At 72.6% G+C, this 25739-nt stretch carries 27 protein-coding genes; 8 read left to right on the forward strand and 19 right to left on the reverse strand.

Annotated elements, in window-relative coordinates:
* Positions 1-6 precede the first annotated feature (6 nt).
* From ABZ780_RS20585 to ABZ780_RS20605, 5 genes are all read right to left on the reverse strand, one after another.
* Complete coding sequence (locus tag ABZ780_RS20585; protein ID WP_357487051.1) at positions 7-606, reverse strand: LUD domain-containing protein; 600 nt, start codon at positions 604-606, stop codon at positions 7-9.
* Positions 603-2048 carry a LutB/LldF family L-lactate oxidation iron-sulfur protein gene (locus tag ABZ780_RS20590; RefSeq protein ID WP_357487053.1) on the reverse strand — a complete coding sequence of 482 codons (1446 nt, stop codon included), beginning with the start codon at positions 2046-2048 and terminating at the stop codon, positions 603-605. Before ABZ780_RS20590 ends, ABZ780_RS20585 begins: the two co-directional genes overlap by 4 nt.
* Positions 2045-2818, reverse strand: coding sequence for a (Fe-S)-binding protein (locus ABZ780_RS20595; RefSeq protein ID WP_357487055.1), 774 nt, complete (start codon positions 2816-2818; stop codon positions 2045-2047). Before ABZ780_RS20595 ends, ABZ780_RS20590 begins: the two co-directional genes overlap by 4 nt.
* Positions 2819-2885: 67 nt before the next feature.
* On the reverse strand, positions 2886-3635 hold the full coding sequence (locus tag ABZ780_RS20600; protein WP_357487056.1) for an SDR family oxidoreductase: 750 nt from the start codon (positions 3633-3635) through the stop codon (positions 2886-2888).
* Positions 3632-4483 carry a fumarylacetoacetate hydrolase family protein gene (locus tag ABZ780_RS20605; RefSeq protein ID WP_357487058.1) on the reverse strand — a complete coding sequence of 284 codons (852 nt, stop codon included), beginning with the start codon at positions 4481-4483 and terminating at the stop codon, positions 3632-3634. The genes ABZ780_RS20600 and ABZ780_RS20605 overlap by 4 nt, the downstream gene beginning before the upstream one ends.
* Positions 4484-4674: 191 nt before the next feature.
* Here ABZ780_RS20605 and ABZ780_RS20610 point away from each other — a divergent pair, with 191 nt between their 5' ends.
* The 4 genes from ABZ780_RS20610 (at position 4675) to ABZ780_RS20625 (ending at position 8735) form a co-directional block, all read left to right on the forward strand.
* Positions 4675-5907, forward strand: a complete 1233-nt coding sequence (locus tag ABZ780_RS20610; RefSeq protein ID WP_357487060.1) for a serine protease — start codon at positions 4675-4677, stop codon at positions 5905-5907.
* A 184-nt stretch (positions 5908-6091) separates the two neighbouring features.
* Entirely contained in the window at positions 6092-6928 is an 837-nt protein-coding gene (locus ABZ780_RS20615; protein ID WP_357487062.1) for a CPBP family intramembrane glutamic endopeptidase, read from the forward strand.
* Positions 6925-8079: a histidine kinase gene (locus tag ABZ780_RS20620; RefSeq protein WP_357487063.1), complete on the forward strand. Its 1155-nt coding sequence runs from the start codon at positions 6925-6927 to the stop codon at positions 8077-8079. Before ABZ780_RS20615 ends, ABZ780_RS20620 begins: the two co-directional genes overlap by 4 nt.
* Positions 8076-8735: a response regulator transcription factor gene (locus tag ABZ780_RS20625; protein ID WP_357487065.1), complete on the forward strand. Its 660-nt coding sequence runs from the start codon at positions 8076-8078 to the stop codon at positions 8733-8735. The genes ABZ780_RS20620 and ABZ780_RS20625 overlap by 4 nt, the downstream gene beginning before the upstream one ends.
* Positions 8736-8743: 8 nt before the next feature.
* Here ABZ780_RS20625 and ABZ780_RS20630 read toward each other — a convergent pair whose 3' ends face one another.
* Positions 8744-9625, reverse strand: coding sequence for an MHYT domain-containing protein (locus ABZ780_RS20630; protein ID WP_357487067.1), 882 nt, complete (start codon positions 9623-9625; stop codon positions 8744-8746).
* Positions 9626-9790: 165 nt separating this feature from the next.
* Entirely contained in the window at positions 9791-12592 is a 2802-nt protein-coding gene (locus tag ABZ780_RS20635) for a DEAD/DEAH box helicase (protein ID WP_357001369.1), read from the reverse strand.
* A gap of 77 nt (positions 12593-12669) precedes the next feature.
* On the opposite strand from ABZ780_RS20635, the gene ABZ780_RS20640 reads away from it, so the two are divergent.
* Positions 12670-13449: an HAD-IA family hydrolase gene (locus tag ABZ780_RS20640; protein WP_357002774.1), complete on the forward strand. Its 780-nt coding sequence runs from the start codon at positions 12670-12672 to the stop codon at positions 13447-13449.
* 19 nt (positions 13450-13468) lie between these two features.
* Here the strand turns inward: ABZ780_RS20640 and ABZ780_RS20645 are convergent, their stop codons facing one another.
* A complete protein-coding gene (locus ABZ780_RS20645; protein ID WP_357001372.1) occupies positions 13469-13867 on the reverse strand; it encodes a hypothetical protein in 399 nt (132 codons plus the stop codon).
* Complete coding sequence (locus ABZ780_RS20650; RefSeq protein WP_357001374.1) at positions 13864-14160, reverse strand: hypothetical protein; 297 nt, start codon at positions 14158-14160, stop codon at positions 13864-13866. The genes ABZ780_RS20645 and ABZ780_RS20650 overlap by 4 nt, the downstream gene beginning before the upstream one ends.
* A 118-nt stretch (positions 14161-14278) precedes the next feature.
* Between ABZ780_RS20650 and ABZ780_RS20655 the strand changes: the two genes are divergently transcribed.
* Positions 14279-15190, forward strand: a complete 912-nt coding sequence (locus tag ABZ780_RS20655) for an EamA family transporter (RefSeq protein WP_357001376.1) — start codon at positions 14279-14281, stop codon at positions 15188-15190.
* Here the strand turns inward: ABZ780_RS20655 and ABZ780_RS20660 are convergent.
* The 6 genes from ABZ780_RS20660 to ABZ780_RS20685 all read right to left on the reverse strand — a co-directional run bounded on the left by ABZ780_RS20660 (position 15153) and on the right by ABZ780_RS20685 (position 20091).
* Positions 15153-16091: a diacylglycerol kinase family protein gene (locus tag ABZ780_RS20660; RefSeq protein WP_357001379.1), complete on the reverse strand. Its 939-nt coding sequence runs from the start codon at positions 16089-16091 to the stop codon at positions 15153-15155. The genes ABZ780_RS20655 and ABZ780_RS20660 overlap by 38 nt on opposite strands.
* Positions 16092-16277: 186 nt before the next feature.
* Entirely contained in the window at positions 16278-17231 is a 954-nt protein-coding gene (gene tatC / locus ABZ780_RS20665; protein ID WP_357001381.1) for a twin-arginine translocase subunit TatC, read from the reverse strand.
* A gap of 18 nt (positions 17232-17249) precedes the next feature.
* Positions 17250-17561, reverse strand: coding sequence for a Sec-independent protein translocase subunit TatA (gene tatA / locus ABZ780_RS20670; RefSeq protein WP_357001384.1), 312 nt, complete (start codon positions 17559-17561; stop codon positions 17250-17252).
* Positions 17562-17730: 169 nt separating this feature from the next.
* Positions 17731-17976, reverse strand: a complete 246-nt coding sequence (locus ABZ780_RS20675) for a hypothetical protein (protein WP_357001387.1) — start codon at positions 17974-17976, stop codon at positions 17731-17733.
* A gap of 10 nt (positions 17977-17986) precedes the next feature.
* Entirely contained in the window at positions 17987-19096 is a 1110-nt protein-coding gene (locus tag ABZ780_RS20680) for a YafY family protein (protein ID WP_357001390.1), read from the reverse strand.
* Positions 19093-20091 (reverse strand): WYL domain-containing protein, encoded by a 999-nt coding sequence (locus tag ABZ780_RS20685; protein ID WP_357001393.1) that lies wholly within the window; start codon positions 20089-20091, stop codon positions 19093-19095. The genes ABZ780_RS20680 and ABZ780_RS20685 overlap by 4 nt, the downstream gene beginning before the upstream one ends.
* A gap of 129 nt (positions 20092-20220) precedes the next feature.
* Between ABZ780_RS20685 and ABZ780_RS20690 the strand changes: the two genes are divergently transcribed.
* Both ABZ780_RS20690 and ABZ780_RS20695 read left to right on the forward strand, forming a co-directional pair.
* Complete coding sequence (locus ABZ780_RS20690; RefSeq protein WP_357001396.1) at positions 20221-21228, forward strand: cation diffusion facilitator family transporter; 1008 nt, start codon at positions 20221-20223, stop codon at positions 21226-21228.
* A gap of 67 nt (positions 21229-21295) precedes the next feature.
* The gene (locus ABZ780_RS20695) at positions 21296-22387 is read left to right on the forward strand and encodes a DUF3866 family protein (RefSeq protein WP_357487069.1); all 1092 of its coding nucleotides are present in this window, start codon (positions 21296-21298) and stop codon (positions 22385-22387) included.
* A 151-nt stretch (positions 22388-22538) separates the two neighbouring features.
* Here ABZ780_RS20695 and ABZ780_RS20700 read toward each other — a convergent pair whose 3' ends face one another.
* The 4 genes from ABZ780_RS20700 to rfbA form a co-directional block, all read right to left on the reverse strand.
* Positions 22539-22730: a hypothetical protein gene (locus ABZ780_RS20700; RefSeq protein ID WP_357487071.1), complete on the reverse strand. Its 192-nt coding sequence runs from the start codon at positions 22728-22730 to the stop codon at positions 22539-22541.
* Between the two features lie 67 nt (positions 22731-22797).
* Positions 22798-24156, reverse strand: coding sequence for a Pup--protein ligase (pafA, locus tag ABZ780_RS20705; RefSeq protein ID WP_357001402.1), 1359 nt, complete (start codon positions 24154-24156; stop codon positions 22798-22800).
* Positions 24157-24224: 68 nt separating this feature from the next.
* Positions 24225-24848, reverse strand: a complete 624-nt coding sequence (rfbC, locus tag ABZ780_RS20710) for a dTDP-4-dehydrorhamnose 3,5-epimerase (RefSeq protein ID WP_357487073.1) — start codon at positions 24846-24848, stop codon at positions 24225-24227.
* On the reverse strand, positions 24845-25732 hold the full coding sequence (gene rfbA, locus ABZ780_RS20715) for a glucose-1-phosphate thymidylyltransferase RfbA (protein ID WP_357001407.1): 888 nt from the start codon (positions 25730-25732) through the stop codon (positions 24845-24847). Before rfbA ends, rfbC begins: the two co-directional genes overlap by 4 nt.
* Positions 25733-25739 lie beyond the last annotated feature (7 nt).

Below are 25739 nucleotides of genomic sequence, written 5' to 3' on the forward strand. Positions count from 1 at the left end.
CCGGCGTCAGGGCAGCAGGATGACGTGCATCTGGCGTGGACCGTGCACCCCCTCGACCCGGATGAGCTCGATGTCGCTGGTGGCCGACGGGCCGCTGATCCAGGTCAGTGGGCGGTGTGGCGTCAGCCGGGCGACGGCCTCGGGCACGGTGGCCACCACCTGGTCGGCGCGGACCACGCAGATGTGCCGGTCCGGCAGGAGGCTGAGCACCCGGCGGCCCTGGTCGGGCGAACCGTCGAGGACGACCGTGCCGGTCTGCGCGATGGCGAGCGCGGCGGCGGTCACGACGGCGTCCGCGGCAGCGATCCGCGCGTTGTCCAGCCCGTCGTCGGGCAGCGCGGTCACCGTCGACGGCAGCCACGACGGCGGCAGACCCGGGGGTACGACGACGGTGCCGCCCGTGGGCAGGATGCCGGCGATCGTCTCGGCGACGGCCGCCTCGGCGACCCGGTGCACGTGTGCCCGGTAGTCGGTCAGCCGCTCCACCAGTTGGTCGAGGTCGAGGGTGCCGGTGTGCCGGTAGTCGCGGGGTACCTCGACGGGCGCGGCGTCGCCGGTGGCGAGCGCGGCCCGCAGCCGGCCGAGGACGACGTCTCGCGAGGTCACCGCTGCGCCCACCAGTCGCGGAACGTCTGCGCCGGTGGGTCCGGCAGGTCCCGGCTGCCCGTCCAGCCGTTCAGCGGTGGCGGCAGACCTCGTCCGCGCCGGCCGGCGAACCGGCTCAGCCGGGCCGCGCGCTGCCCGGCCGCGTAGAGCCGGGGGTGGTCCATGGCGTACGCGGCGGCGGCCATCACGATCGACTCGGCGGTGGGTCGACGGTGCGACTCGACGGCCTCGGCCCGCAGGTGCACCAGCAGCTCCGGGATGTTGATCTTCACGGGGCACGCGTCGTAGCACGCGCCGCACAGCGTCGAGGCGTACGGCAGTGAGGCGTTGTCCTCGATGCCGGTGAGCTGGGGTGACAGCACCGCCCCGATCGGCCCCGGATACACCGACCCGTACGCGTGCCCGCCGGCGCGCTCGTACACCGGGCACACGTTGAGGCAGGCCGAGCAGCGGATGCACCACAGCGCCTGCCGGCCGACCTCGTCGGCGAGCACCGCGCTGCGCCCGTTGTCCAGCAACACGAGGTGGAACGCCTGCGGGCCGTCGCCGGGGGTGACCCCGGTCCACATCGACGTGTACGGGTTCATCCGCTCCCCGGTCGACGCCCGCGGCAGCAGTTGGAGGAACACCTCCAGGTCCCGCCAGGTCGGCACCACCTTCTCGACGCCCATCACGGTGATCAGCGTCTGCGGCAGGGTGAGGCACATCCGGCCGTTGCCCTCGGATTCGACCACGGCCAGCGCGCCGGTCTCGGCGACGGCGAAGTTCGCGCCGGACACCGCCACCGGCGTACTCAGGAAGGTCTGTCGCAAAAAGCGGCGGGCGGCGGCAGCGAGAGCCGTGGGGTCGTCGGTCAGCGTCGGGTCGACGCCGGGCATCTCGCGCAGGAAGATCTCCCGGATCTCCGCCCGGTTGCGGTGGATCGCGGGGACCAGGATGTGGCTGGGCCGGTCGTCGCCGAGCTGCACGATCAGCTCCGCGAGGTCGGTCTCGACGGGCGTGATCCCGGCGGCTTCGAGGGCCTCGTTGAGGCCGATCTCCTGGGTCGCCATCGACTTGACCTTGATGACCCGGTCCGCGCCGGCCGCCCGCACGAGGTCGGTGACGATGCGGTTGGCCTCCACCGCGTCCGCCGCCCAGTGCACGACGCCGCCGGCCTCGGTGACCCGCGCTTCGAGCTGTTCGAGCAGCTCGGGCAGGCGGGCCAGGGTGTCGGCCTTGATCGCCGCGCCGGCCGCCCGCAACTGCTCCCAGTCGGGCAGTTCGGCGATGACCGCGCCGGACTTCGCTCGGATCGTCGTCGTCGCGTGCCGGAGGTTGCGCCGCAGCTGTGGGTCGGCCAGGCTGCGCCGCGCGGCGGCCGGGAACGACTCCGTGCCGCGCAGGTGGCCCACCCCAGGTGGCGCGGTGGCCGGCATCCCGAGGAACGTCCTGCGCGTCATGGTCGCGCCGCCGACCGGCGGGGCGCGCCGGGTGTCGCGGTCCGCTCGGTCGAGGCCAGGATCTCGGCGAGGTGCACCGTGCCCACCCCGGCGCGCAGTCGCGACAACCCACCGCCGATGTGCAGGAGGCAGGAGGCGTCGCTGGCGGCGCACACGTCGGCGCCGGTGGCGAGCACGTGGCGCATCTTGTCGGCCAGCATCGCCGTGGAGGTCTCCGCGTTCTTCACCGCGAAGGTGCCGCCGAACCCGCAGCACTGGTCGGCGGCCGGCAACTCGACCAGGTCGAGGCCGCGCACCTCGCGCAGCAGTCGTCGCGGCCGGTCCCCCACCCGCAGCATCCGCGACGAGTGGCAGGTCGGGTGGTAGGTGACCCGGTGCGGGTAGTACGCGCCCACGTCGGTGACCCCGAGCACGTCGACCAGCAACTCGGACAGCTCGTACGTCCGGCCCGCCACCGACTCGGCCCGGCCGGCGAGCCGCTCGTCGCCCGCCCGCCGGGCCACCATGGCGTGCTGGTGTCGCACCGACCCGACGCAGGAGCCCGACGGCGCGACGATCACGTCGTACCTGTCGAAGACCTCCACGTGCCGGCGCACCAGCGGCACCGCGTCGCGCTGGTAGCCGGTGTTGACGTGCATCTGCCCGCAGCAGGTCTGGCCCGGCGGGAAGACGACCTCGTGCCCGAGCCGCTCCAACAACCGCACGGTCGCCGTGGCCGCCCGCGGAAACATGGTGTCGGCCAGGCAGGTCACGAACAGCGCGATCCGCACGGCCCACCTCCACCTGTCGGCCCATTCTGCGACACCGCCGCCGACGGCAGGGGGCAGGGTGCGCCAGTCATGGCCGGACGCGCAGGTGGGTGACACCGCCGTCGACGTCCAGCACGGTGCCGGTGGTGGATCCCGATCGGGGCGACGCCAGGTAGAGGATCGCGTTCGCGACCTCCTCGGGTGTCACCAGCCGTCCGATGGGTTGGCGTGCCCGCAGCGCCACCCGCTCGGCGGCCGGGTCGTCGGCCTCCTCCAACAGGCGCCCGACCCACGGTGTGTCGGCCGTGCCGGGGCACACGCAGTTGACCCGGATGCCCTCGCGGACGTGGTCGGTGGCCATGGCGAGGGTCAGTGACAGCACGGCGCCCTTGCTGGCCGAGTAGAGCGCCCGGTTGGGCAGGCCGTTGAGCGCGGCGATGGACGAGGTGTTGACGACCGACGCGTGGTCGGACCGGCGCAGCCACGGCAGGGCGGCGCTGACCACCCGGGCCATGCCGACCACGTTGACGTCGAGGACGCGGTGCCACTCGTCGTCGGTGTTGTCGGCGACGGTCCCGGTCGCCCCGACCCCGGCGTTGTTGACGACCACGTCGATGCCGCCGAGGGCGTCGGCAGCCGCGGACACCGCCTCGTGGACCGACGGGCGGCTGGCGACGTCGGCGGTGTAGCCGGCGATGCCCTCGTCGAGGCCGCTCGGGTCGAGGTCCAGGACCGCCACGCGGGCACCCCTGGCCCGCAGTTGCCGGGCGGTGGCGAGACCGATGCCGGACGCGCCTCCGGTGACGATCGCGGTCAGCCCGGCGAACTCGGCGGTCATGCCGCCGCCATCGTCTGCCGGGCACGGCCCAGGCCGGCGATCTCCAGCTCCACGACGTCACCGGGGCGCAGGTAGGGGTGGTCCGGAAGGCCGAGCGCCACCCCGGCCGGAGTCCCCGTGTTGATCACATCGCCGGGGTACAGGACCATGAACTGGCTGAGGTACCAGACGACGTGCGCGACCGGGAAGATCATGTCGCTGGTCGACCCGTCCTGGCGCAGGACCCCGTTGACCCACAGCCGCAGCGTGAGCGCCTGCGGGTCGTCGATCTCGTCGGCCGGGACGAGGCTCGGCCCCAGCGGGTTGAACGTCTCGCAGCTCTTGCCCTTGTCCCACTGGCCTCCCCGGTCGAGCTGGAACTCGCGCTCGGAGACGTCGTGTGACAGCGCGTACCCGGCGACGTGCCGCATGGCCTGCTCCGGCGAGTCGGCGTACCGGATGGTCGTGCCGACGACGACGGCGAGTTCGACCTCCCAGTCGGTGCGGGTGGAGCCCCGTGGGACGTACACGTCGTCGAACGGCCCGACCATGGTCATCGGGTCCTTCATGAAGACCACCGGCTCGGCGGGGAGCGCCGCACCGGTCTCCGCCGCGTGGTCGCGGTAGTTGAGCCCGATGCAGACGATCTTGTTGGGCCGGGCGAGGGGCGCGCCCACGCGCAACGCGGCGGCGTCGGGCAGCTCGGCCAGATCGCCGCGACCGAGCGCGGCACGGGTACGCGCGATCCCCTCCGACGCCCAGAACGCACCGTCCAGGTCGGCCGTGAGCGGCCGCAGGTCGAAGGTCCTGCCGTCGTGCTGGACCACCGGGATCTCCCGGCCGATCGGGCCGAGACGCTGGAAGTTCATCGCCATCTCCTCTGTGTCCGGGCTGCCGCGCGCTGGTCGCCCGAGGACCGTTCGCGATCATTCAACACCGATCGCCCGCGCGTCGCGCACCGATCACTACCCTTAGATATCGATGCTCTTGCATGTCTTGCGCCGCCTCGTGTAGGAAGACTGCAGCACCATCGGGTGCTGTTTCCTGGGGAGGAGCAACGATGAAACATGCTCTACGCCGCCTGCGAACGGTGGCGGTAGCGCTCGGCGCCTGCGCGTTCGGGTTCACCCTGCTGCCGTCACCCGCCGCCGCCGAGGCGCCCGTCCAGCCTCTCGCGCCACGATCCGAGCGGGCACCCGAGTCGAGCCAGTTCTCGGCCGAGGGTGTCACCACCGTCGGCGAACTCCGCATCGTCTCCGGCGCCCTCTCCGACGCACGCGACGACCGGACACAGGTCATCCGGCACCCCGGCGCGACGTACATCAAGGTGCACTTCAGCGCGCTGCGTCTGGGCCCCGGCGATTACGTCACCGTGTCCAGCCCGGACGGACGGGAGAGCTACCGGTACGACCGGAACCTGAGCACGTCGAGCGGGTCGCCCTACACCACCGACGGGCAGCCGGGATTCTGGGCGATGTCGGTGGACGGCGACACCGCAGTGGTGACGCTGCACCACAACGGCCCCTCGCGCGGCACCGCGGCGACGATCGACCGGTTCTGGCGCGGCTACGACCCCACGGAGATCAGCCAGCACAACTTCTCCACCCAGTCGGTGTGCAGCACCGACGCCCGGCGCGACGCGGTCTGCTACCAGAGCAGCCACCCCACCGAGTTCGCCCGTGGCCGGGCGGTGGCACGCCTGCTGATCAGCGGCGGCGGGATGTGCACCACCTGGCGGGTCGGCAACACCAACCGAATGTTGACCAACAAGCACTGCTTCTCGACCCAGGCCGCCGTGAGCGGCAGCGAGATGCAGTTCAACTACCAGTGCGCCACCTGCGGCGGCGCGAACCCGGGCGCCGGCACCAAGGTCAGCGGCGCCACCCTCTACAAGGTGAGCAGCGGCGGCTCGAACCAGCTGGACTACGCCCTGTACTCGGTGAACAACTTCGCCAGCATCCAGACCTTCGGCACGCTCTACCTGGCGACGAGCGCCACCACCACCGGCACCCGGATGTACGTCCCCGGCCACGGCGACGGCAGCCCGAAACGACTGTCGATCTACGAGGACACCCAGGGCGGCGCGACGTGCACCGTCAAGAACGCCAACTACAACACCTGGAACATCAGCTACAGCTGTGACACCTCCGGCGGCAACTCGGGCTCGCCGGTGCTCAACGCCAGCCACCGGGTGATCGCCCTGCACCACCTCGGCGGCTGCCCGTCCAACCAGGGCGCGAAGGCGCACCTGATCTACAACGAGATCGCCAGCCTGATCGACAACAACGGCTGAGACGGACGAGACCGACGGGCCGTCGGGGTGCGCGCACGCGCCCCGGCGGCCCGCTCGGCACCTGGCTTGTCCCCCGTGCGAGCTACCGCAGGTGCGCTCCGAGCGGTGACGATTTCCGGCAGGCGAAAAAATAGCGTTCAACCCAAGCCGCTGCGCCCGTGCAACGGCCTTGGGAAGGACTCCAATGCGTTTCGTAAAGCAACTCGTGGCCGTCGCGGCGGTCGCCTTCGCCGGCGGCCAGGCCATCGTCGCCGTGCAGGGCAACGACTGGCTCACCCTGCCACTCGGTGTGTTGACGTCCGTGCTCTCCATCCTCGTCTACATCTGGGTCGTACGGCGTACCGAACGTCGCGCGGTCACCGAACTCGCGAGGGCCGGAGCCGTCTCGCAGGCCGGCCTGGGAACGGTGCTCGGGGTCGGGATGTTCGTGGCCGTACTCGTCAACATCGCGCTCTTCGCCGAGTACCACATCAACGGCTTCGGTTCGGCGACGGGCGCGATGGGGCTGGTCGGGTTCATGGCCGCCGCCGCCGTGACCGAGGAGGTGCTCTTCCGCGGCGTCCTGTTCCGCATCATCGAGGAACGCGCCGGCACCTGGATCGCCCTGCTCCTCACCGGCGTGGCGTTCGGCATGATGCACCTGACCAACCCGGATGCCAGCCTGTGGGGCGCGACCGCGATCACGATCGAGGCCGGGTTCATGTTCGCCGCCGCCTACGCCGCCACCCGCAACCTGTGGCTGCCGATCGGCCTGCACTTCGGCTGGAACATCGCCGCGGGCGGCATTTTCAGCTCCGTGGTTTCGGGCAACGAGCAGTCGAAGGGCCTGCTGGAGACGGCGATGTCGGGCCCGGCGCTGCTCACCGGGGGTAACTTCGGCCCCGAGGCGAGCGTGTTCGCGGTCACGGCGGGCGTGCTGATGACCGCGGGGTTCATGTGGATGGCTCACCGCCGCGGCACCATCGTCCCGCGTCGCCGCCGCGCGGCCGTCGCCCCGGCGACGGTTACAGTCACCGCGTGATCGACCGTCGGACGTTCCTGGACCGGTGGCGGCAGCACGCCGTCACGGTCCGGGATCTCCCGGTGGCACTGCTGCTCGCCGCCGCGTCGGTGGTGCCGGCGCTGCAGGACCGCGGGACGCAGCTCGGCGACCTGCCGGCGCGTCCCTTCGACGCGCTGACCGCCGTGGCGATCCTCCTCCAGTGCCTGCCGCTCGCCGTCCGTCGACGCTGGCCGGCGCTCTGCCTTACCCTGGTGGCCCTCGGTTTCGCGCTCGACCAGCTCCGGGCCTACCACACGGTGGCGGGTGCCGGGCTTGCCATCGCGCTGGTGAGCGCGGCGGCCCACCTCGACCACCACAGGCGTACCGCCGTGGTCCTGGCCTCCGCCGCGTACCTGTCGCTGGCCGTCGCCCTGCACCGGCAGGGGGCGACCGAGGGTCTGCTCGGGTTCGGCACGTTCTACCTGATGCTGGCCTTCGCGTGGGGCGTCGGGGCGTGGCTGCGGCAGTCCCGGGCGGCCGAGGCCGAACGCCGTCACCACGTAGCCGTTTCCGCCCGCAACGCCGAACGCACCCTCATCGCCCGTGAACTGCACGACGTCGTGACCCACCACGTGACGGCGATGGTCGTGCAGGCGGAGGCGGCGCGCTACCTGACCGCCGCCCCCGAGCGCCTCGACACGACCCTGACCGCCATCACCGACACCGGCCGGCGGGCCATCACCGACCTGCGGCATCTGCTCGACCTGCTCAACCCCGACCACGGCACCGACCCTCGTACGCCGGCCGTCGGCGACCTGCGCGCCCTCGTGGAGCAGACCCGCCGGGCCGGGCAGCCGGTGGAGTTCACCGAGGAGGGCAGCCCCGCGGGGGTGACCGGCGGCGCCGAGGTCGTCGCCTACCGGGTCGTGCAGGAGGCGCTGACGAACGCCCTCAAGCACGCCCAGGGCAGCCGCACCATCGTCCACGTACGGCACGGCGAAAGGGACACCTCGGTGAACGTCAGCACTGACGGATCTGGCTCGCCCGCCGCGACGCCCGGGGGGAGCGGGCGCGGCCTCGCGGGGCTGCGTGAACGGGTCGACGTGCTCGGTGGCGAGTTCAGCGCGGAACGGCAGGCGGGCGGCGGTTTCGTCGTGCGGGCCCGCATCCCCACCGGGAGCCCGTCGTGACCGCGTCTATCCGGGTGCTTGTCTGCGACGACCAGGAGCTGATCCGCACCGGCTTCGCGACGATCATCGACGCCCAGCCCGACATCGACGTGGTGGGCGAGTGCGGCAACGGGCGCGACGCTGTCGACCTCGCCCGCCGGCTGCGCCCGGACGTGGTCGTCATGGACGTACGGATGCCGATCCTCGACGGCATCGGGGCGACCCGGCTGCTGGCCGGCCCCGGGGTTGCCGATCCCGTCAAGGTGCTCGTGGTGACGACGTTCAACCTCGACGAGTACGTCTACGAGGCGCTGCGCGCCGGAGCGAGCGGTTTCCTGCTCAAGGACGCCCCTCCGGCGCAACTGCTGCACGGCATCCGCACCGTCGCGTCCGGCGCCTCGTTGCTGGCGCCCGAGGTGACCCGGCAACTCGTGGGCAGGTACGCGGAGCGGATCCGGCCGGCCGGGAGCGCCGTGGACGACGTCGGCCTGACCCCGCGTGAGCTGGAGGTGCTGCGCCTGGTCGCCACCGGCCTGTCCAACGGCGAGATCGCCGCCCGGCTGGTAATCAGCCAGGAGACCGTGAAGACCCACGTGTCGCGCATCCTCACCAAGCTCGACCTGCGCGACCGGGTGCAGGCGGTCGTCTACGCCTACCGGGCGGGCCTGGTGAGCTGACTGTCGAGTCAGCGGGGCGGGTTGTCCCGGCGCGACGGGAACGGGGTGCCGGGCTGGCCGAGGGTGGTGCGGGCGCGCAGCCCGACCGGGTCCGGCGCGGCCACCGGCGTCGCCGGCTGCTCCGGAATCCGGCGTGCCTCCAGGTACGCCGTTGCGGCCCGGTCGTCGTCGGTGGGCGCGGCCAGCAGGGCGTAGAGCAGACCGACCACTCCGAAGACCACCGCCAGGATGATCGGCACCAGCAGCGCGCTCACCCCGGTGCCGACCACGCCGCCCTGGCGCTCGTGCAGGTGCACCGAGAGGGCACTCATGCCGGTGAAGTGCATCCCGTTCACGGCGATGCCCATGACCAGGGCGGAGGCGAAGATCACCAGGCCGCGCCGGACGGTCATGGCGAGCCAGAGCGCGACGGTGGCCGCGACGATCGCGATGACCACCGAGAGCACGACCCGGATGGCGTCGTAGCGCAGGCTGCCGTTGAGGTGCATGGCCGCCATGCCCATGTAGTGCATGGCCGCGACACCGGCGCCGGTGAAGACACCGCCGGCGATCAGCCGTGCCGGGTTCAGCCGGCCGGTGCCCACGATGGCAAGGCCGATGCCGACCGCCACCACGGCGACCGCGGTGCTGGCGGCGGTGAGGGGCACGTCGTACCGGATGCGGGTGCCTGCGACGGCGAAGCCGAGCATGGCCATGAAGTGCATCGCCCAGATCGCGGTGCCGCCGAGTGCCCAGGCGGCCAGAAGGCCCCACCAGGCGCGCTGCCCGCTGGTGCGGGCCGTACGGATGCGGCCGGCGCACACGAGTCCGAGGATCGACCCGAGGACGGACAGCGCGTAACTCAACGCGGGTGTGATCCACCCGTACTCAAAATGATTGATCTCCGCCATGGCGGTCTGCTCCCCACTCGTTACCAGCGCGTACGCACGGCGCTCGGGCAATGATCAGGTGTGCTGTGAGCAGGCGCAACAGCAGCCCCCGGGCGATCCGGGGGGTGCTGTTGTGGTGACCCTCCGCTGCGTCGATTCAGTAGCAGTGTTGACCGAAAGTGATCGTCAGGCTGAGGTGTGGTACGCCAGAACGCCCCGGTTGATGGCCGCTATCGCCTGCCGGGCGGTGGAGCGCAGCTCCGGCGCCGCGCCGCCAGAGTCGGCAAGTTGACCGAGCAGGTCGACGACCTGCCGCGCCCACCGGACGAAGTCGCCGGCCGGCATCTCACCGTCGATCTCGTGCCCGCTGCCGAGCACCTTGGCCAGCGCCTCGCCCCGCGCCCACCGGTAGACCGGCCAGGCGAAGCCGAGATCCGGCTCCCGGGTCGCGGTCAGACCGCGCGCCGCCTCGTCGGCCTCGATCTCGCCCCACAGCTTCAGCGTCTCGTCCACCGCGTCGGCCACCGGGCCGCGCGGCAGCGACGCCCGCTCGTCGACGTCGCGGCGCGCCTCGAAGACCACCACGGACACCGCGGCGGCCAACTCGGCCGGCGACAGCCCGTTCCACACGCCTCGGCGCAGGCACTCGGCGACCAGCAGGTCCGCCTCGGTCCAGATCCGGCCGAGCATCCGACCCGCGTCGGTGACCGCGCCGTCGCGGGCGAGGTAACCGCGCTCGGTCAGCAGCGCCACGATCCGGTCGAACGTCCGCGCGAGCGACCCGGTACGCCCGGACACCCGCTCGCGCAGCTCCTCGGTGTCGCGCTCCAGCCGTCGGCGGCGCTCCGCCCAGCGGGCGTGCTCCTCCCGCTCGGGGCAGGCGTGGCAGGGGTGGTTACGCAGCTCGGTGCGGAGCTGGCTGATCCGGTGGTCCTCGCCGGCCGCCTGCCGGGAGCGACCACCGCGTCGGCCGCCATGCCGGTCCAGCCCGGTGCCGCTGACCTCGGCGGCGAGGTCGCGTCGGGCTGCCGGTGACCGGTGGTTGAAGTGCTTGGGCACCCGGATGCGGGCCAGCACCTCGGCCGGGGTGGTGAAGTCGCCGGGGCTCACGCGCCCCGCCCAGCGATCCTGGGTGAGCACCAGCGGGCGCGGCTCGCCGAAACCGCCGGTCGCCGGGTCCAGCACCACGGCCAGGCCGGCCCGCCGGCCCGACGGCACCCGGATCACGTCGCCGACCCGCAGCCGCTCCAGCGAGGCCACGGCGGCGGCCTTGCGCTGGGTCTGCCCCTGCCGGGCGATGGCCTTCTCCCGGTCGGCGATCGCCACCCGCAATGCGAAGTACTCGTCGAAGTCGCCGTGGTGGCAGGCGGCCTCCGCGCCGTACGCCTCGATGCTCTCGGTGTTGCGCTGCACCTGCCGGGCCAGGCCGACCACCGACCGGTCCGCCTGGAACTGGGCGAACGACGACTCCAGCAGCGCCCGGGCCGGCTCCGCGCCGACGGTGCCGACCAGGTTCACCGCCATGTTGTACGAGGGCCGGAAGCTGGACCGCAGCGGATAGGTGCGGGTGGAGGCGAGCCCGGCCACGTGCCGCGGATCGGTCTCCGGGGACCACACCACGACGGCGTGCCCCTCGACGTCGATGCCACGCCGGCCGGCACGCCCGGTGAGCTGCGTGTACTCCCCCGGGGTCAGGTCGACGTGCGCCTCACCGTTGTACTTGACCAGCCGTTCCAGGACCACACAGCGGGCCGGCATGTTGATGCCCAGCGCGAGGGTCTCGGTGGCGAAGACCGCCTTGACCAGGCCACGGACGAACAGCTCCTCGACGATCTCCTTGAACACCGGCAGCATGCCGGCGTGGTGGGCCGCAAGGCCGCGCTCCAACCCGTCGAGCCACTCCCAGTAGCCCAGCACCGTCAGGTCCTCGCCGGGGATGGCGGTGACCCGGGACTCGACCACCCGGCGGATCTCCGCCCGCTCGTCGGGCGAGGTGAGCCGCAGCCCGGCGGCGAGGCACTGCTGCACCGCCGCCGCACAGCCGGCCCGGCTGAAGATGAACAGGATCGCCGGCAGCAGACCCTCGCGGTCCAGCCGGTCGACGATGTCCGGGCGCATCGGGCCGCGCCAACGCGGGCCACGCCGACCGGCGCCCGGCCCGGCGCTGCGCCCCTCCCCCAACTCCAGACGGCGCGTCTGGTCGCGGGTGTAGCGCAGCAACTCCGGGTGCACGTCGTGCTTGCGGGCCGCGTCGGCGTCGTGGAACAGGTCGAACATCCGCTTGCCGACCAGCATGTGCTGCCACAGCGGCACCGGCCGGTGCTCGCTGACCACCACGGCGGTCTCGCCACGCACGGTGACCAACCAGTCGGCGAACTCCTCGGCGTTGGACACCGTCGCCGACAGCGACACCAGGGTCACCGAGGCGGGCAGGTGGATGATCACCTCTTCCCACACGCCACCGCGGAACCGGTCGGCGAGGTAGTGCACCTCGTCCATCACCACGTAGGCCAGCCCCTGCAGGGTGCTGGAGCCCGCGTAGAGCATGTTGCGCAGCACCTCGGTGGTCATCACCACCACCGGCGCGTCGCCGTTGATCGCGTTGTCACCGGTGAGCAGGCCGACCTGTTCGGCGCCGTACCGGGCGACCAGGTCGTGGTACTTCTGGTTGGACAGCGCCTTGATCGGCGTCGTGTAGAAGCACTTGCGCCGCGTCGGTGGCGTCTCCGCGCCGTCGGCCGCCGCCGGGTCGTCGGGCCGCCCGCGCAACGCCAGGTGTACGGCGAACTCCCCGACCACCGTCTTGCCGGCGCCGGTGGGAGCGCAGACCAGCACTCCGCTGCCCCGCTCCAACGACTGACACGCCTCCCGCTGGAAGTCGTCGAGGTCGAACCCCAGGTCAAGGGCGAACTCGTCCAGCGCCGGGAACTGTGAGGCCTGCGCGGCCCGGTGGCGCGTCGCTGCGTAGCGCTCGGCGGGGCTCGACATGGCACCAAGATTAGTGCGTGCCGGGACACGACACCCGACAAGGCCGTCCGGAGGGGCCGTCGGCGGCGGTCGGTAGGGTGCACGGCGTGCCGGACCACGCCGAATCGCCCCAGACCAGTCCGCCGGGCAGTGTCGAGGACGCCGCCGCCCCCCGGGCGTCCCGACGGCCCGTCAAGGCGGTGCTCTTCGACTTCCACGGCACTCTCGCCCAGGTGGAGGAGCCCCGGCAGTGGGTGCTGGAGGCCGCGGCCGCGTGCGGGGTCACCCTGGACCGGGTTCGCGCCACCTCGCTGGCCGACCGGCTCCTGACCGCCGGGCGGGCCGGCGGGCCACTGCCGGCACGGGTGCCACCCCGGCTGGCCGAGTTGTGGGCCGACCGGGACCTCTACGCGCACGCCCACCGGGCCGCGTACACCGGGCTGGCCGAGACCGTCGACGCGGGCATCGACGGCTTCGCCGACGCGCTCTACGAGCGGCTGCTGATCGCCGAGGGCTGGCTGCCCTACCCGGACACCGCCCCCACGCTGGCCGCGCTGCGCGACGCCGGCGTGCGGGTGGCGGTGGTCAGCAACATCGGGTTCGACCTGCGGCCACACTTCGACGCCTGGGGGCTGACCGATCTCGTCGACGCGTTCGTGCTGTCGTACGAGGTGGGGCGCTGCAAGCCCGACCCGGCGATCTTCTGGCGGGCCTGCGGGATGCTCGGCGTCGACCCGGAGCAGACCCTGATGGTCGGCGACACACCGGCGGACGCGGGCGCGGTGGCCGCCGGCTGCGCGGTGCTGGTCCTGCCGGCCGCCGACCCGGGGCGGGAGAACGGGCTCGGCGCGGTGCTGGACCTGGCCCTGCCGGCCTGACCCGCGGGTTTCTGTGCCGTCAGCCGGGAATGTGGATCACTGGTAGCTCGCCGTCGCCGTACCGATCCTCGCCGGTCAGGATCGAGGCGTCGTGTTCGAGTACGGCCAGCGCGGTGGTCGCCAGATCGACGCGGCCGGTCACCGTGCGCCAGTAGCTGAGCTCGTGCCAGGAGTGCCCCTCGGTGGAGAGCACCGCGCAGGCGTCAAGGGTCAGCAGTCGGTGCAGGGTCGCCCGGTCTTTCGGGTCGCTGACGAGCGTCAGGGTCTCCGCCGCGGTCACGGCGGTGACGCCGAACCTGTTGCGGTCCTGGATGACCTCATGCAGCGGCTCCCCGACGTGCACCGACCCGGTCAGGTAGGCCAGCAACGCCGACCGGTCCAGCACCAGCCGGACGGGCCGGTCGTCCTCGTGGGTCACGCGGCGGGCTGCTCGGCGGTGTCCAGCAGGTGCTGGCGTGCCCGCTCCCGCAGAGCACTCCGGCGCTCCGGCGACCACTCGGCCTCCACGGCGGCACGACGGGCACGCGCCTCGGCCACGCCCTGCTCGGTGATCTGGATGCCCTGATGGGCCAGCTCCGCGTCCAGGGCGTCCAGACGCATCCGGTCCCGGACGGCCTGCGTGATGTAGGCGCTCGCGTTGGCCTCGCGCTCCAGGCGCTCGGCCACGTCGGGTGGCACGGAGATCGACAGTTTCCGCATCGCGCTGGTCATACCCGCGACGGTACGCCGGTAGCACCTGGTTGGCGACCACGTACGGCCCTGTTGGCGCGAGCGGCCAGCCTCGGGAGCCGCCCGAGAACGGCCGCCGCCGATCGCCTAGCGTCGTGCCGTGACGGACACCCTGCTGCCTGCGCCGAGCCCGGCCGCCGCGCCCCCCGAACGCCGCGGTGGCGTCGCTGCCGTGGGCCTGGTGCTCGGCGGGGCGTTGTCGGTGCAGTTCGGCTCCGCCGTGGCCGCGCTGCTCTTCCCCCGGACCGGGGTGGCCGGCGCGGTGACCCTGCGGCTGGCGATCTCGGCCGTGCTGCTGCTCATCGTGTGCCGGCCCCGACTGCGCGGGTACGACCGGTCGGCTTGGCTCGCGGTGGGTGGCTTCGGGCTGGCGCTGGCCGGCATGAACTCGCTGTTCTACCAGGCCATCGAACGGATCCCGCTCGGCCCGGCGGTGACCCTGGAGGTGCTCGGCCCGCTGGCGCTGTCGGTGTTCACCGCCCGCCGGCTGGCCAGTTGGTGCTGGGCGGGGCTGGCGCTGGCCGGGGTGGCACTGCTCGGGCAGGGCGGCTTCGACCGTCTCAACCCGGCCGGCGTGGCCTTCGCGTTCGGCTCGGGCGTCATGTGGGCCGCGTACATCGTGCTCAGCGCCCGGGTCGGCGGCCGGTTCCCGGGCGCGCAGGGCCTGGCGCTGGCGCTCACCCTCGCCGCGCTGGTCACCCTCCCCCTGGGGATCGTCGACGGCGGGGCCGCCCTGATCGACCCGACCGTGCTGGCGTTCGGCACGGCGCTGGCGGTGCTCGCCTCCGGGCTGCCCTACACGCTGGAACTGCTGGCGCTGCGCCGGATGCCCACCGCCACCTTCGCGGTGCTGATGAGCCTCGGCCCGGCCATCGCCACGCTCGCCGGCTGGCTGGTGCTGCGCCAGGAGCTGACCCTGCTGGAGTGCGCCGCCATCGTGCTGGTCATCGCGGCCAGCATCGGCGCGGTACGGGTCAGAGCAGCAGCCGCACGGCCCCCGGCACCGCTCTGATCGTCACCGGCAGGGCCAGCGACCGCTCCCCGTCGGCGTACCCGACGATGCCGTCGGCCGCCACCTCCACCGTGCGGGCCCGGTAGCTGGTCACCAGCGGGTGGTGGACGTGGGTGCCCTGGTAGATGCGCGGCTTGACCCGGACCAGGGTTCGCCGGTCGGCCCGGCCGGCCACCACCACGTCGAGCAGCCCGTCGGTCGGGTCGGCGTCCGGGCAGATCCGCATCCCACCGCCGTACGTCGGGCAGTTGCCGACCGCCACCAGCACCGCGTCCAGCTCGTGCGGCACCCCGTCGAGGCGCAGCGTGTAGCGGCGGGGTCGCAGCCGGGCCAACTCGACCAGGATCGCCAGGTCGTACCGGCGAGGGCCGCGCGGCCACCGCATCCGGTTGGCCCGCTCGTTGACGATCGCGTCGAACCCCGCCGCGAGGACCGCCCCGTACCAGCGCTCGGTGCCCTCGCCGTCGATCATCCGGGCCAGGTCGACGGCGTGGGTCCGCCCGGCGCGCAGCGCCTCGACCATCACCGCCACCGCCGCGAGGGGGTCGGCCGGGAACCCGGTGTCGACCGCGAAGTCGTTACCGGTGCCCGCCGGCACCGGGCCGAACGGCACACCGGTGCCGGCGACCGCCTGAAGCGCCTGGTGCACTGTGCCGTCCCCACCGATCGCGACCAGCGCGCCGGCCCCCTCCGCGATCGCGGCACGACACGCCGCCTCCGCCTCGCCCGGATCGGACGCCGACAGCAGCCGCACCGGCCGGCCGGCGGCGGCCAACCCGTCCAGCAGCCGGGGCAGCAGCGCGCGGTGCCGCCCCCGACCGGCCGTCGGGTTGGCGAGCACGGCGACGGGACCATCGGCGAGCGCGCCGGGCAGGTGATCGTCTGCGGTCACGGGCAGCACCGTACCGCCCGGACACCCGCCGGTCACCCCTGCGACGTCACGATCAATTCCGCCGCCAGCGCCGCGGTAGGCCCCGCGAGGGCCGGCCGGGCCGACCCCGTGGCCGGCGGTGGTGGGCGGCTGACGCGGCGACGCCGCCCCCGGCAGGCGGGGACGGCGTCGGCGAGACCAATCGGCGCGGGGCCGTCAGGTCATGTCGTCGTAGCGGCGCTCGATCGGCGCCGGCTTGGCGATCGGCTCGGGGACGCCGATCGGCGCGGTCGCGTCGACCCGCTGCCCGGCCACGACCGGATCCGCGTCGTGCTCCAACGGCGACACCTCGTCGTCGTCGAGGCCGGCGTAGACCTCCTTGCCACGCCCACGCCGCTTGTCGTTGATGAACGCCACCCCGACCGCCACGAAGTAGAGCAGTGACAGGGAGAGCGCCAGCAGGGTCATGCCGAACGGACCCGGATCCGGGGTCGCGATGGCGGCGAAAGCGAAGGAGATGAAGATGACCGCGCGCCACCAGCTCAGCAACCGACGGGCGCTGGCCACGCCGGTGAAGTTGAGCATCAGCAGGATGAGCGGGAACTCAAACGCCACCCCGAACAACAGGATCATGTTCGTGACGAACGAAATGTACCGAGTGACTTCCAGCTGGGTGGAGAGACCCGTGACGCCCGCCTCCAACAGGAAGGCGAGGCCCTTGTCGACCACGAGGTAGGCCAGGACGGCACCACCGGCGAACAGTGGCGCCGCGATCGAGACGAAGACGTACGCCCATTTACGCTCGTTTCGGTGCAGCCCGGGTGCGATGAACGCCCAGAGCTGGTACAGCCAGACGGGCGCCCCTGCGATCAGACCGATCCACAGCGCCAGCTTCAGCTTCAGGATGAAACCGTCCGCCGGTGACAGCTGAAGGAACTGATGACAGTTGCCGAGCGCATCCCGCGCGCCCGGCAGGCTGCAGTAGGGCTCCTTCAACAGGTCGAAGGCCGGCTGGGCCAGGAAGAAGCCAAGAATCAGGCCGGCGACGATCGCCAGCGAGGCGCGGAACAACCGATCGCGCAGCTCGCGGACGTGCTCGATGAGCGTCATCGAGCCGTCGGCGGCCCGCTCGAACGCCTTTGGGCCGCGCTTACGCAGTGCGAAGGCCACGGTGGTGGGGCCTCTCGGTCAGTTGTCGCGGACGCGGTGCACCGGGTCGGCGACCGGCTGCTGCGGCGCCTGCTGGTACGGCGCCTGCTGCGGCTGACCGGCGTACGGTGCCTGCTGACCGGCGTGCGGCGGCAGCGGCTGGTAGCTGGCCTGCGCGTCGGCCTTCTCGGCGAGGTCGCGGTCGTCGTCCTGCAGGCTCTTGGTCTCGGCCTTGATGATCCGCAGCGAGCGGCCCAGCGAGCGGGCCGCGTCGGGGAGCCGCTTCGCACCGAAGAGCAGGATCAGCACAACCACGAGAACCGCGATGTGCCACGGCTTGAGGGCACCCATGAGAAGCTCCAGTCGCTCTGTGTCCGGGGGTGGTACGCAGCCCATCGTACGTGCGGACGAGCCAATTGCCACCTGCCGGGCGGTGGTGGTCCTGGCCCGGTCGGTGAAGTCTTGACCAACCGGGATGATCCGTCAACCGTCGCCCCGACCTGGTGCTGACGCCCGTCGATCAGCCGCGCTTGGCCTTGATCAGGGCGAGGCGTTGCTGAGCGGTGTCGAGCTGCTGCTGGACCCCCTCGGCGCGCTGCTGCAACGCCTCGGCGGTCTCCCGCAGCATCTCGGCCTCGCCGGCCCGACGCTGCAGCGCCACCGAGGCGCGACGCAGCTGGGGCAGTCGGGTCAGCACCGGTCGTACGGCCAGCGCGAGCACCACGAGCGGGAGCAGCACCACCGCGAGCACGATCCACGTCAACACGCCGGTCAGCCTACTGGGTGCGGCCGGCCGTCGCCGGATCGGCCGACGGCACGCCGAGCGGGCCGGACGTCGCGGCGTCGGGGATCGCCGTACCGGCCTCGGGCGTGGCCAGGTCGGCCTCCGGCCGCCGTGGCGTGGTGGTGGTCACGGGCACGGCGTACGCGTCGAGCGCGGCGGCGGTGGTCGCCCGGACCTGCTCGGCCAGCTCGACCGGGGCGACCACCGTGGCGTCCGGGCCGAGACCGAGCACGAACCGGCGGGCCCAGCCCAGGTCGGTCACCCGCAGTGAGACGAGCCACTGGTCGCCGTCACCGGCCTCCACCTGTTCACACGGGTAGTACTCGGTGATCCACCGCTCGCCCCGCCCGATGCGCAGGGTGATCAGCGGCAGGTCGGGCGAGGGGTGGAAGACGCCCCCGCTGAGGTCGTGCGGGACAGCCTGCGGCGGGACGGCGGCCGGCTCGTCCAGCTCGACGATCGCGTCGATCCGGTCGGCGCGGAACAACCGGACCGCCTCGGCACGCCGGCACCACGCCTCCACGTACGCCCGGCCGCCGACCATCAGCATCCGCAACGGGTCGATGACGCGGTCGGTGGTCTCGTCCCGTGCGGCCGTGTAGTAGGTGATCCGCAGCGCGCGGCCGCCCTCCACGGCGGCACGCAGAGCCTCGACGCGCCGGGCGTCGCCGGGCAGCCGCACCGCCACCGGCGCGCCCACCAGGTCGCCCGCGGCGTCCTCGATCTTGGCGAGGGCCCGTTCGATGGCGTCCCGGTTGGCCACCCCGGGCGTCTCGGCGAGCATCCGCAGCGCCACCACGAGCGCGAGGGCCTCGTCGGGGGTGAGCCGCAGCGGCCGGTCGATGCCGGCGTCGTAGGTGATGGTCACCCGGTCACCGTCGAAGGCCATGTCGATCAGGTCACCGGGGCCGTAACCGGGCAGCCCGCACACCCAGAGCAGCTCCAGGTCCTCACGGAGCTGGCGTTCGGTGACACCCAGGTCACCGGCCGCCTCGGCGATCTCGATGCCGGGCCGGGCCAGCAGGTAGGGCACCAGGTTGAGCAGCCGGGCCAACCGGTCGGCGGAGGCCCGGGAGCCGCCACGGGCAGCCGGCCGGGTCACCGGGCACCCCCCGCGACAGCCAGCTCGTCGTGTCGGGCGGCGATCTCCTTGAGCCGCTGGATGACCGCCTCGCGGACCTCCGGCGGGTCGAGGACCCGCACGTCCGGGCCGTACCCGACGAGTTGGCCGGCCAGCCCGTCCGGGTCGGCGTACGGCAGGACCAGCCGGTCGCCGTCCGGACCGGCGGTCACCTCCACCGCCCAGCGACGCAGGCCGGCGGCCCGGCCCGGCGCGGCCAGCACTGTGGCACGGCCGGTGCGCTCCACCGGGCCCGACCAGCGCGCCACGTGGCTGATCAGGTCGACACCGGCCGGCGGCTCGTAGGCGCCGGGCGCGCCGGTCACCCGGACCGCGCCGACGACGCGGGACAGGCGGAAGCAGCGGGTGGCCTCGCGGTCCAGGTCGTGGCCGACCACATACCACCGGCCACGCCAGCAGACCACGCCCCAGGGCTGCAAGCGCCGACGGCTGGGCGCGTCCCGATCGGGTACGCGGTAGTCGAACCCGACCTCGCGGCGGTCCCGCGCGGCGGTGGTCAGCGGCGCGAAGGACGGGTCGACGGTGACCATCGGCTCCAGACCCAGGGTGGCCTGCGGATCGACGTCCACCCCGGCGGCGCGCAGCTTGGCCAGCCCGGACGACGCGGCGGCCGCCAGCCCTGCGTGCTGCCACAGGCGGGCGGCGATGCCCACCGCGGCGGCCTCGTCCGGCTCGAGGGGGATGTCGGGCAGCGCGTACTCGCGGTGGGCGATCCGGTAGCCGGGCTCGGCGTCGAAGACGCTGGCCGTGCCGGTCTCCAGCGGGACACCCAGCTCACGCAGCTCGGCCTTGTCCCGTTCGAACTTGCGCTGGAAGGCCTCGTGGTCACGCGCGTCGTCCGGATCGTGCTCGTAACCGGGCACGGTCGCGGCGATCTGCGCGGCGGTCAGGAACCGTCGTGTGGACAGCAGGCAGATCACCAGGTTGACCAGGCGTTCGGTGCGGGTCCGCGACACGGGTAGACGCTAGCAGCCGACACCGCGCGGGCGTGCACCCGCGCGGGGCGTGCCGCACACTTGTTCGGATCGGTGGTGTCCCCTGCGTCTATCCGACGCGTCGCCGACGCCGGCCATAGTGTGGCCCTCATGGCGCAAGCGGAGATGAAGACCGAGAGCGAGAGCGTCGGCACGGTGGTCGTCGCCGGTGCCGCCAACCTCGCCATCGCCATCGCGAAGCTGGTCGCCGGGCTGATCTCCGGCTCGGCGGCGATGCTCTCCGAGGCGGCGCACTCGGTCGCCGACACCACCACGGAGGTGCTGCTCTTCCAGGCGCTGCGCCGGGGCGCCCGGCCGGCGGACCCCCGCCACCCCTTCGGGTACGGCAAGGAAAGTTACGTCTGGGCGTTCTTCGCCGCGATGTTCACCTTCGTGGCCGGCGCCGGTTTCGCCGTCACCCACGGCGTCACCACCATCCTCGTGCACGAGCACAGCGGCGACTACATGATCTCGTACGTCGTGCTGGCGGTGTCGTTCGTCATCGAGTCGATCTCGCTGGCGCGGGCCGTGCGGCAGGTTCGCCGCGAGTCCCGGCGCTGGCGGACCACACCCCGGCGATTCCTGCGGCTGACCGCCGACACCACCGTCAAGGCGGTCTTCCTGGAGGACAGCGCGGCCCTGATCGGGCTGCTGCTGGCCGCGCTCGGGGTCGGCCTGTCCGAGGCCACCGGCGACGAGGTGTGGGACGGCATCGCGTCGATCCTGATCGGGGTGCTGCTGCTGGCCGTCGCCGGCATCCTGGCCAGCAACAACCTGTCGCTGCTGGTCGGCCGGGCGGTGCCGGAACGGCTGCGTCGCGAGATCGAGCACGACCTGGCCGGCCTGCCCGAGGTGGAGCGGATCGACACCCTGCTGACCATGCAGCTCGGCCCGGACGACGTCCTGGTCGCCGCGAAGGTCGACTTCCGCGACGATGCCACCGGCGCGGCCATCGAGGCCACCGCCGACGAGGCCGAGCGGCGGCTCACCGAGCGGTACCGGGAGATCCGCTACGTCTTCCTCGATCCCACCCGCTCGCTGCCCGGGGCCGCCGGGAAGGCCCGCCACACCCAGACCAGGCCGAGCGACGACGCCGGCGACGAACCCGACCCGACCTGAGCCACGCACCCAGCGGCGGGACCACCCGGACGCGGGGCAGCGGGCACGCGCCGCTAGCGTGCCCGTCATGGTGCGATGGCGGGCGGGGACGGTGGCGGGGCTGCGACGGCAGTGGACCGGGGCGGTGGAGCTCGACGTCGACCTGCCCGACGGCACCCGGATGCGGGCGCTGGCCTATCCCGAACTGGTCGGCACGCCCGAGCCCGGCGACCGGGTGCTGCTCAACGCCGGTGCGCTGCTGATGGGGTTGGGCACCGGCGGGTACGCCCTGGTGGTGGCCCTGCCGGACCGGCTCCCGCCCGACCCGCCACAGGCGCTCGACACCCGCGACGCCGGGCACCTCGTCAAGGCCCGCTACACGCCGCTGCAGCCGATCCTGCTCGGCGTCGACGAGGAGGCGTCGCCGCACCGCGACGTACTGGCCGACGCCGACGACCTGGGCGGGATGCCGGTGGTCACCGCCGATCTGCACTCGGCGTTGCCGGCGATCCTGGCCGGTATCCGGGCCGATGCCCCGCACGCCCGGGTGGCGTACCTGCTGACCGACGGCGGGGCGTTGCCGGCCTGGTTTTCCCGCACCCTGGCCGGGCTGCGCGCCGAACTGGCCGGCACGATCACCGTCGGGCAGTCGTTCGGCGGCGACCTGGAGGCCACGACCCTGCACGGCGGCCTGCTCGCCGCCCGCCACGTGCTCGACGCCGACGTGGCAATCGTGGCGCAGGGACCGGGCAACCTGGGCACCGGCACCCGGTGGGGTTTCTCCGGAGTGGCCGTCGGCGAGGCCGTCAACGCGATCGTCACGCTCGGCGGTCGGGCGGTCGGCTCACTGCGGATCTCCGACGCCGACGCCCGCCCCCGGCACCGGGGGGTGTCGCACCACAGCCTCACCGCGTACGGGCGGGTGGCGCTCGCTCCCGCGGAACTGGTCGTGCCCGAGGGCCTGGCCCCGGCGCTGACCGCCGAGGTCGACACGGCGCTGGCGCCGCTGGCGGCCCGGCACCGGATCGTGCGGGTGCCCACCGCCGGTCTCGACGCCGCGCTGCGGGCCAGCACCGTGCCGCTGTCCACGATGGGCCGTGGCCTCGACGCCGACCACGCCTACTTCCTCACAGCAGCAGCAGCCGGCCGCCACGCGACAACCCTGCTAACCCACCCCTGACACTCCCCGCGCTGCCCCGCCCCACCCCCGATCCGGTGGATCATGGAGTTATGGTGCCTGACTCCTGGCGCTATACGGCTTTCCTCCCCCACCACAACTCCATGATCGACACGGGAGGGTGGAGCGGGAGGCGGGGCAAGGGGCGGGGCGGTCAGGCTAGGAAGATCAGGGCTAGCCAGCCGCCCACGATGAGGGCCAGGGCCAGGGCCAGCACCCACGTCGGCACGGTGTAGTCGCCGCGCCGGTTGCGGTCGACCTCGGCGCGGATCTTTTCGCGCCGGCGTTCGACCCAGTTCTGCCGCTCGGGGCGCCCGGTGGGGTCGGAAGGTCCAGAAGTCGTCATGGCGCGCCCAGCCTACCGGGCTGGCCGGCCCCGCCGGCGGTCACCACCGCCGGGGCCGGCACACCCGTCACATGCTGGCGATCAGCCGTTCCACCCGCTCGTCGTACGCGCGGAACGGGTCCTTGCAGAGCACGGTGCGCTGCGCCTGGTCGTTGAGCTTCAGGTGCACCCAGTCGACGGTGAAGTCCCGCCGCTTCTCCTGCGCGTGCCGGATGAACTCGCCGCGCAGCCGCGCCCGGGTCGTCTGCGGCGGGGTCTCCTTGGCCTCGAAGATCTCCGGGTCGGTGGCCACCCGGTCGACCTCGCCCCGGCGCTCCAGCAGCCCGTAGAGGCCGCGTCCGCGGCGTACGTCGTGGTAGGCCAGATCCAACTGCGCCACCCGGGGGTGCGACAGCGGCAGGTCGTGCTTGCGCTGGTAGCGCTCGATCAGCCGCAGCTTGCTGACCCAGTCGATCTCCCGGGAGACGGGCTCCAGGTCGCCGGTCTCCACCGCGTTCAGGACTCGGCCCCACAGCTCGACGACCCGCTTGGCGGCCTGGTCGCCGCCCCGGCGCTCGACGAACTCGGTGGCCTTGGCCAGGTATTCCTGCTGGATGTCGAGCGCGCTGACCTCCTTGCCGGAGGCCAACCGCACCTTGCGCCGGCCGGTGATGTCGTGCGAGACCTCGCGGATCGCCCGGATCGGGTTCTCCAGCGACAGGTCGCGCATCACCACCCCGGCCTCGATCATCCGCAGCACGATGTCGGCGGTGCCGACCTTGAGCAGCGTGGTGACCTCGTTCATGTTCGAGTCACCGACGATGACGTGCAGCCGTCGGTACCGCTCGGCGTCGGCGTGCGGCTCGTCGCGGGTGTTGATGATCGGGCGGCTGCGGGTGGTGGCCGAGGAGACGCCCTCCCAGATGTGCTCGGCCCGCTGCGACAGGCAGTAGACCGCGCCGCGCGGGGTCTGCAGGACCTTGCCGGCCCCGCAGATCAACTGCCGGGTCACCAGGAACGGGATGAGCACGTCGGCGAGCCGACCGAACTCGCCGTGCCGGGAGACCAGGTAGTTCTCGTGGCAGCCGTACGAGTTGCCGGCCGAGTCGGTGTTGTTCTTGAACAGGTAGATCTCACCTGCGATGCCCTCGTCGTGCAGCCGCTTCTCCGCGTCGACGAGGAGCCCCTCCAGGATCCGCTCGCCGGCCCGGTCGTGGGCGACCAGGTCGGTCACCGAGTCGCACTCCGGTGTCGCGTACTCCGGGTGCGACCCGACGTCCAGGTAGAGACGGGCCCCGTTGCGCAGGAAGACGTTGCTCGACCGGCCCCAGGACACGACGCGTCGGAACAGATACCGCGCGACCTCGTCCGGGGACAGCCGCCGCTGCCCGCGATAGGTGCAGGTGACGCCGTACTCGGTCTCGAGGCCGAAGATTCGCCGCTCCATGGTGTGACATTAGCCGCCCGGAGGCCCCGTTCGTCACTGTCACACCACAGGTGGTACGTCGGGCGTGGTCACATACCGGTTGAGTGCGACATTCCGTCCGGCCCGAGGCTCGCCACGAACTGCCGGCAGTTGTCGTACTCCGGCAGCATGCCGCGCTCCCGGGCCTGGGCGAGGGTCGGCGCCGCGTCGTCGCGGGCGGACAGCAGCGGGACGTCCGCCGGCCAGTCGATGCCCAACTCCTCGTCCAGCGGGTGCACACCGTGCTCGCCGGTCGGGTTGTACGTGGCCGAGCAGAGGTAGCTCAGCGTCGCGTCGTCGGTCAGCGCGCAGAAGCCGTGCCCGAGGCCCTCGCTGAGGTAGACCGCCCGCCGGTCGGCGTCGTCCAGCCGGACGCCCTCCCACCGGCCGAAGGTCGGCGAGCCCACCCGCAGGTCCACGATCACGTCGAGGACGGCGCCGCGCACGCAGGTGACGTACTTGGCCTGGCCGGGCGGCACGTCGGCGAAGTGGATGCCGCGCACCACGCCGCGCGCCGAGACCGACAGGTTGGCCTGGGCCAGGCGCAGCGGGTGGCCGACCGCCTCGGCGAGCTTGTCGAAGCGGTACCACTCCATGAACATGCCGCGCTGGTCGCCGTGCTGTTGGGGCGTGATCTCCCAGGCGCCCTCGATGCCCAGCTCACGGATCTTCATCGGCCCACCTGCCGGTCGTGCTTCTCGGCCAGCAGACCGATCAGGTAGTCGCCGTAGCCGCTCTTGGTCAGCGGCTCGGCCAGAGCACGCAACTGGTCGTCGTCGATGAGGCCGGCCCGCCAGGCCACCTCCTCGATACAGCCGATCTTCAGCCCCTGCCGCTCCTCGATGACCCGGACGAACTCGCCGGCCTGCATCATCGAGTTGAACGTGCCGGTGTCCAGCCAGGCGGTGCCCCGGTCGAGCACGGTGACGGTCAGCTCGCCGTTCTCCCGGTACGTCTCGTTGATCGCGGTGATCTCCAGCTCGCCCCGGGCGCTGGGGGTGAGCTTGCTGGCGATCTCGACCACCCGGTTGTCGTAGAAGTACAGGCCGGGCACCGCGTAGCGGGACTTCGGCCGGGCCGGCTTCTCCTCGATCGAGAGCACCCGGCCGTCGGCGTCGAAGTCCACCACGCCGTACGCCTCGGGGTTGGCCACCGGGTACGCGAACACCCGACCGCCGACCAGGTCGCCGTGGGCAGCCAGCTGCCGGCCCAGGCCGACGCCGTGGAAGATGTTGTCGCCGAGGATCAGCGCGACCGAGTCGTCGCCGATGAAGTCGGCCCCCAGCACGAACGCCTGTGCGATGCCCTCCGGGCGGGCCTGCGTGACGTACTCCAGCCGCAGCCCGAACTGGCTGCCGTCGCCGAGCAGCCGGCGGAACTGGTCCTGGTCCTCCGGTGTGGTGATCACCAGGATCTCCCGAACCCCGGACATCACCAGGGTGGAGAGGGGATAGTAGATCATCGGCTTGTCGAAGACCGGCATCAGCTGCTTGGACACTGCCCGGGTGATCGGCCAGAGCCGGGAGCCGGTGCCGCCGGCGAGTAGGATTCCGCGCACCGGGGGA

Origin of the sequence: Micromonospora sp. NPDC047467 (assembly GCF_040643095.1) — a bacterium.
Lineage (GTDB): Bacteria > Actinomycetota > Actinomycetes > Mycobacteriales > Micromonosporaceae > Micromonospora.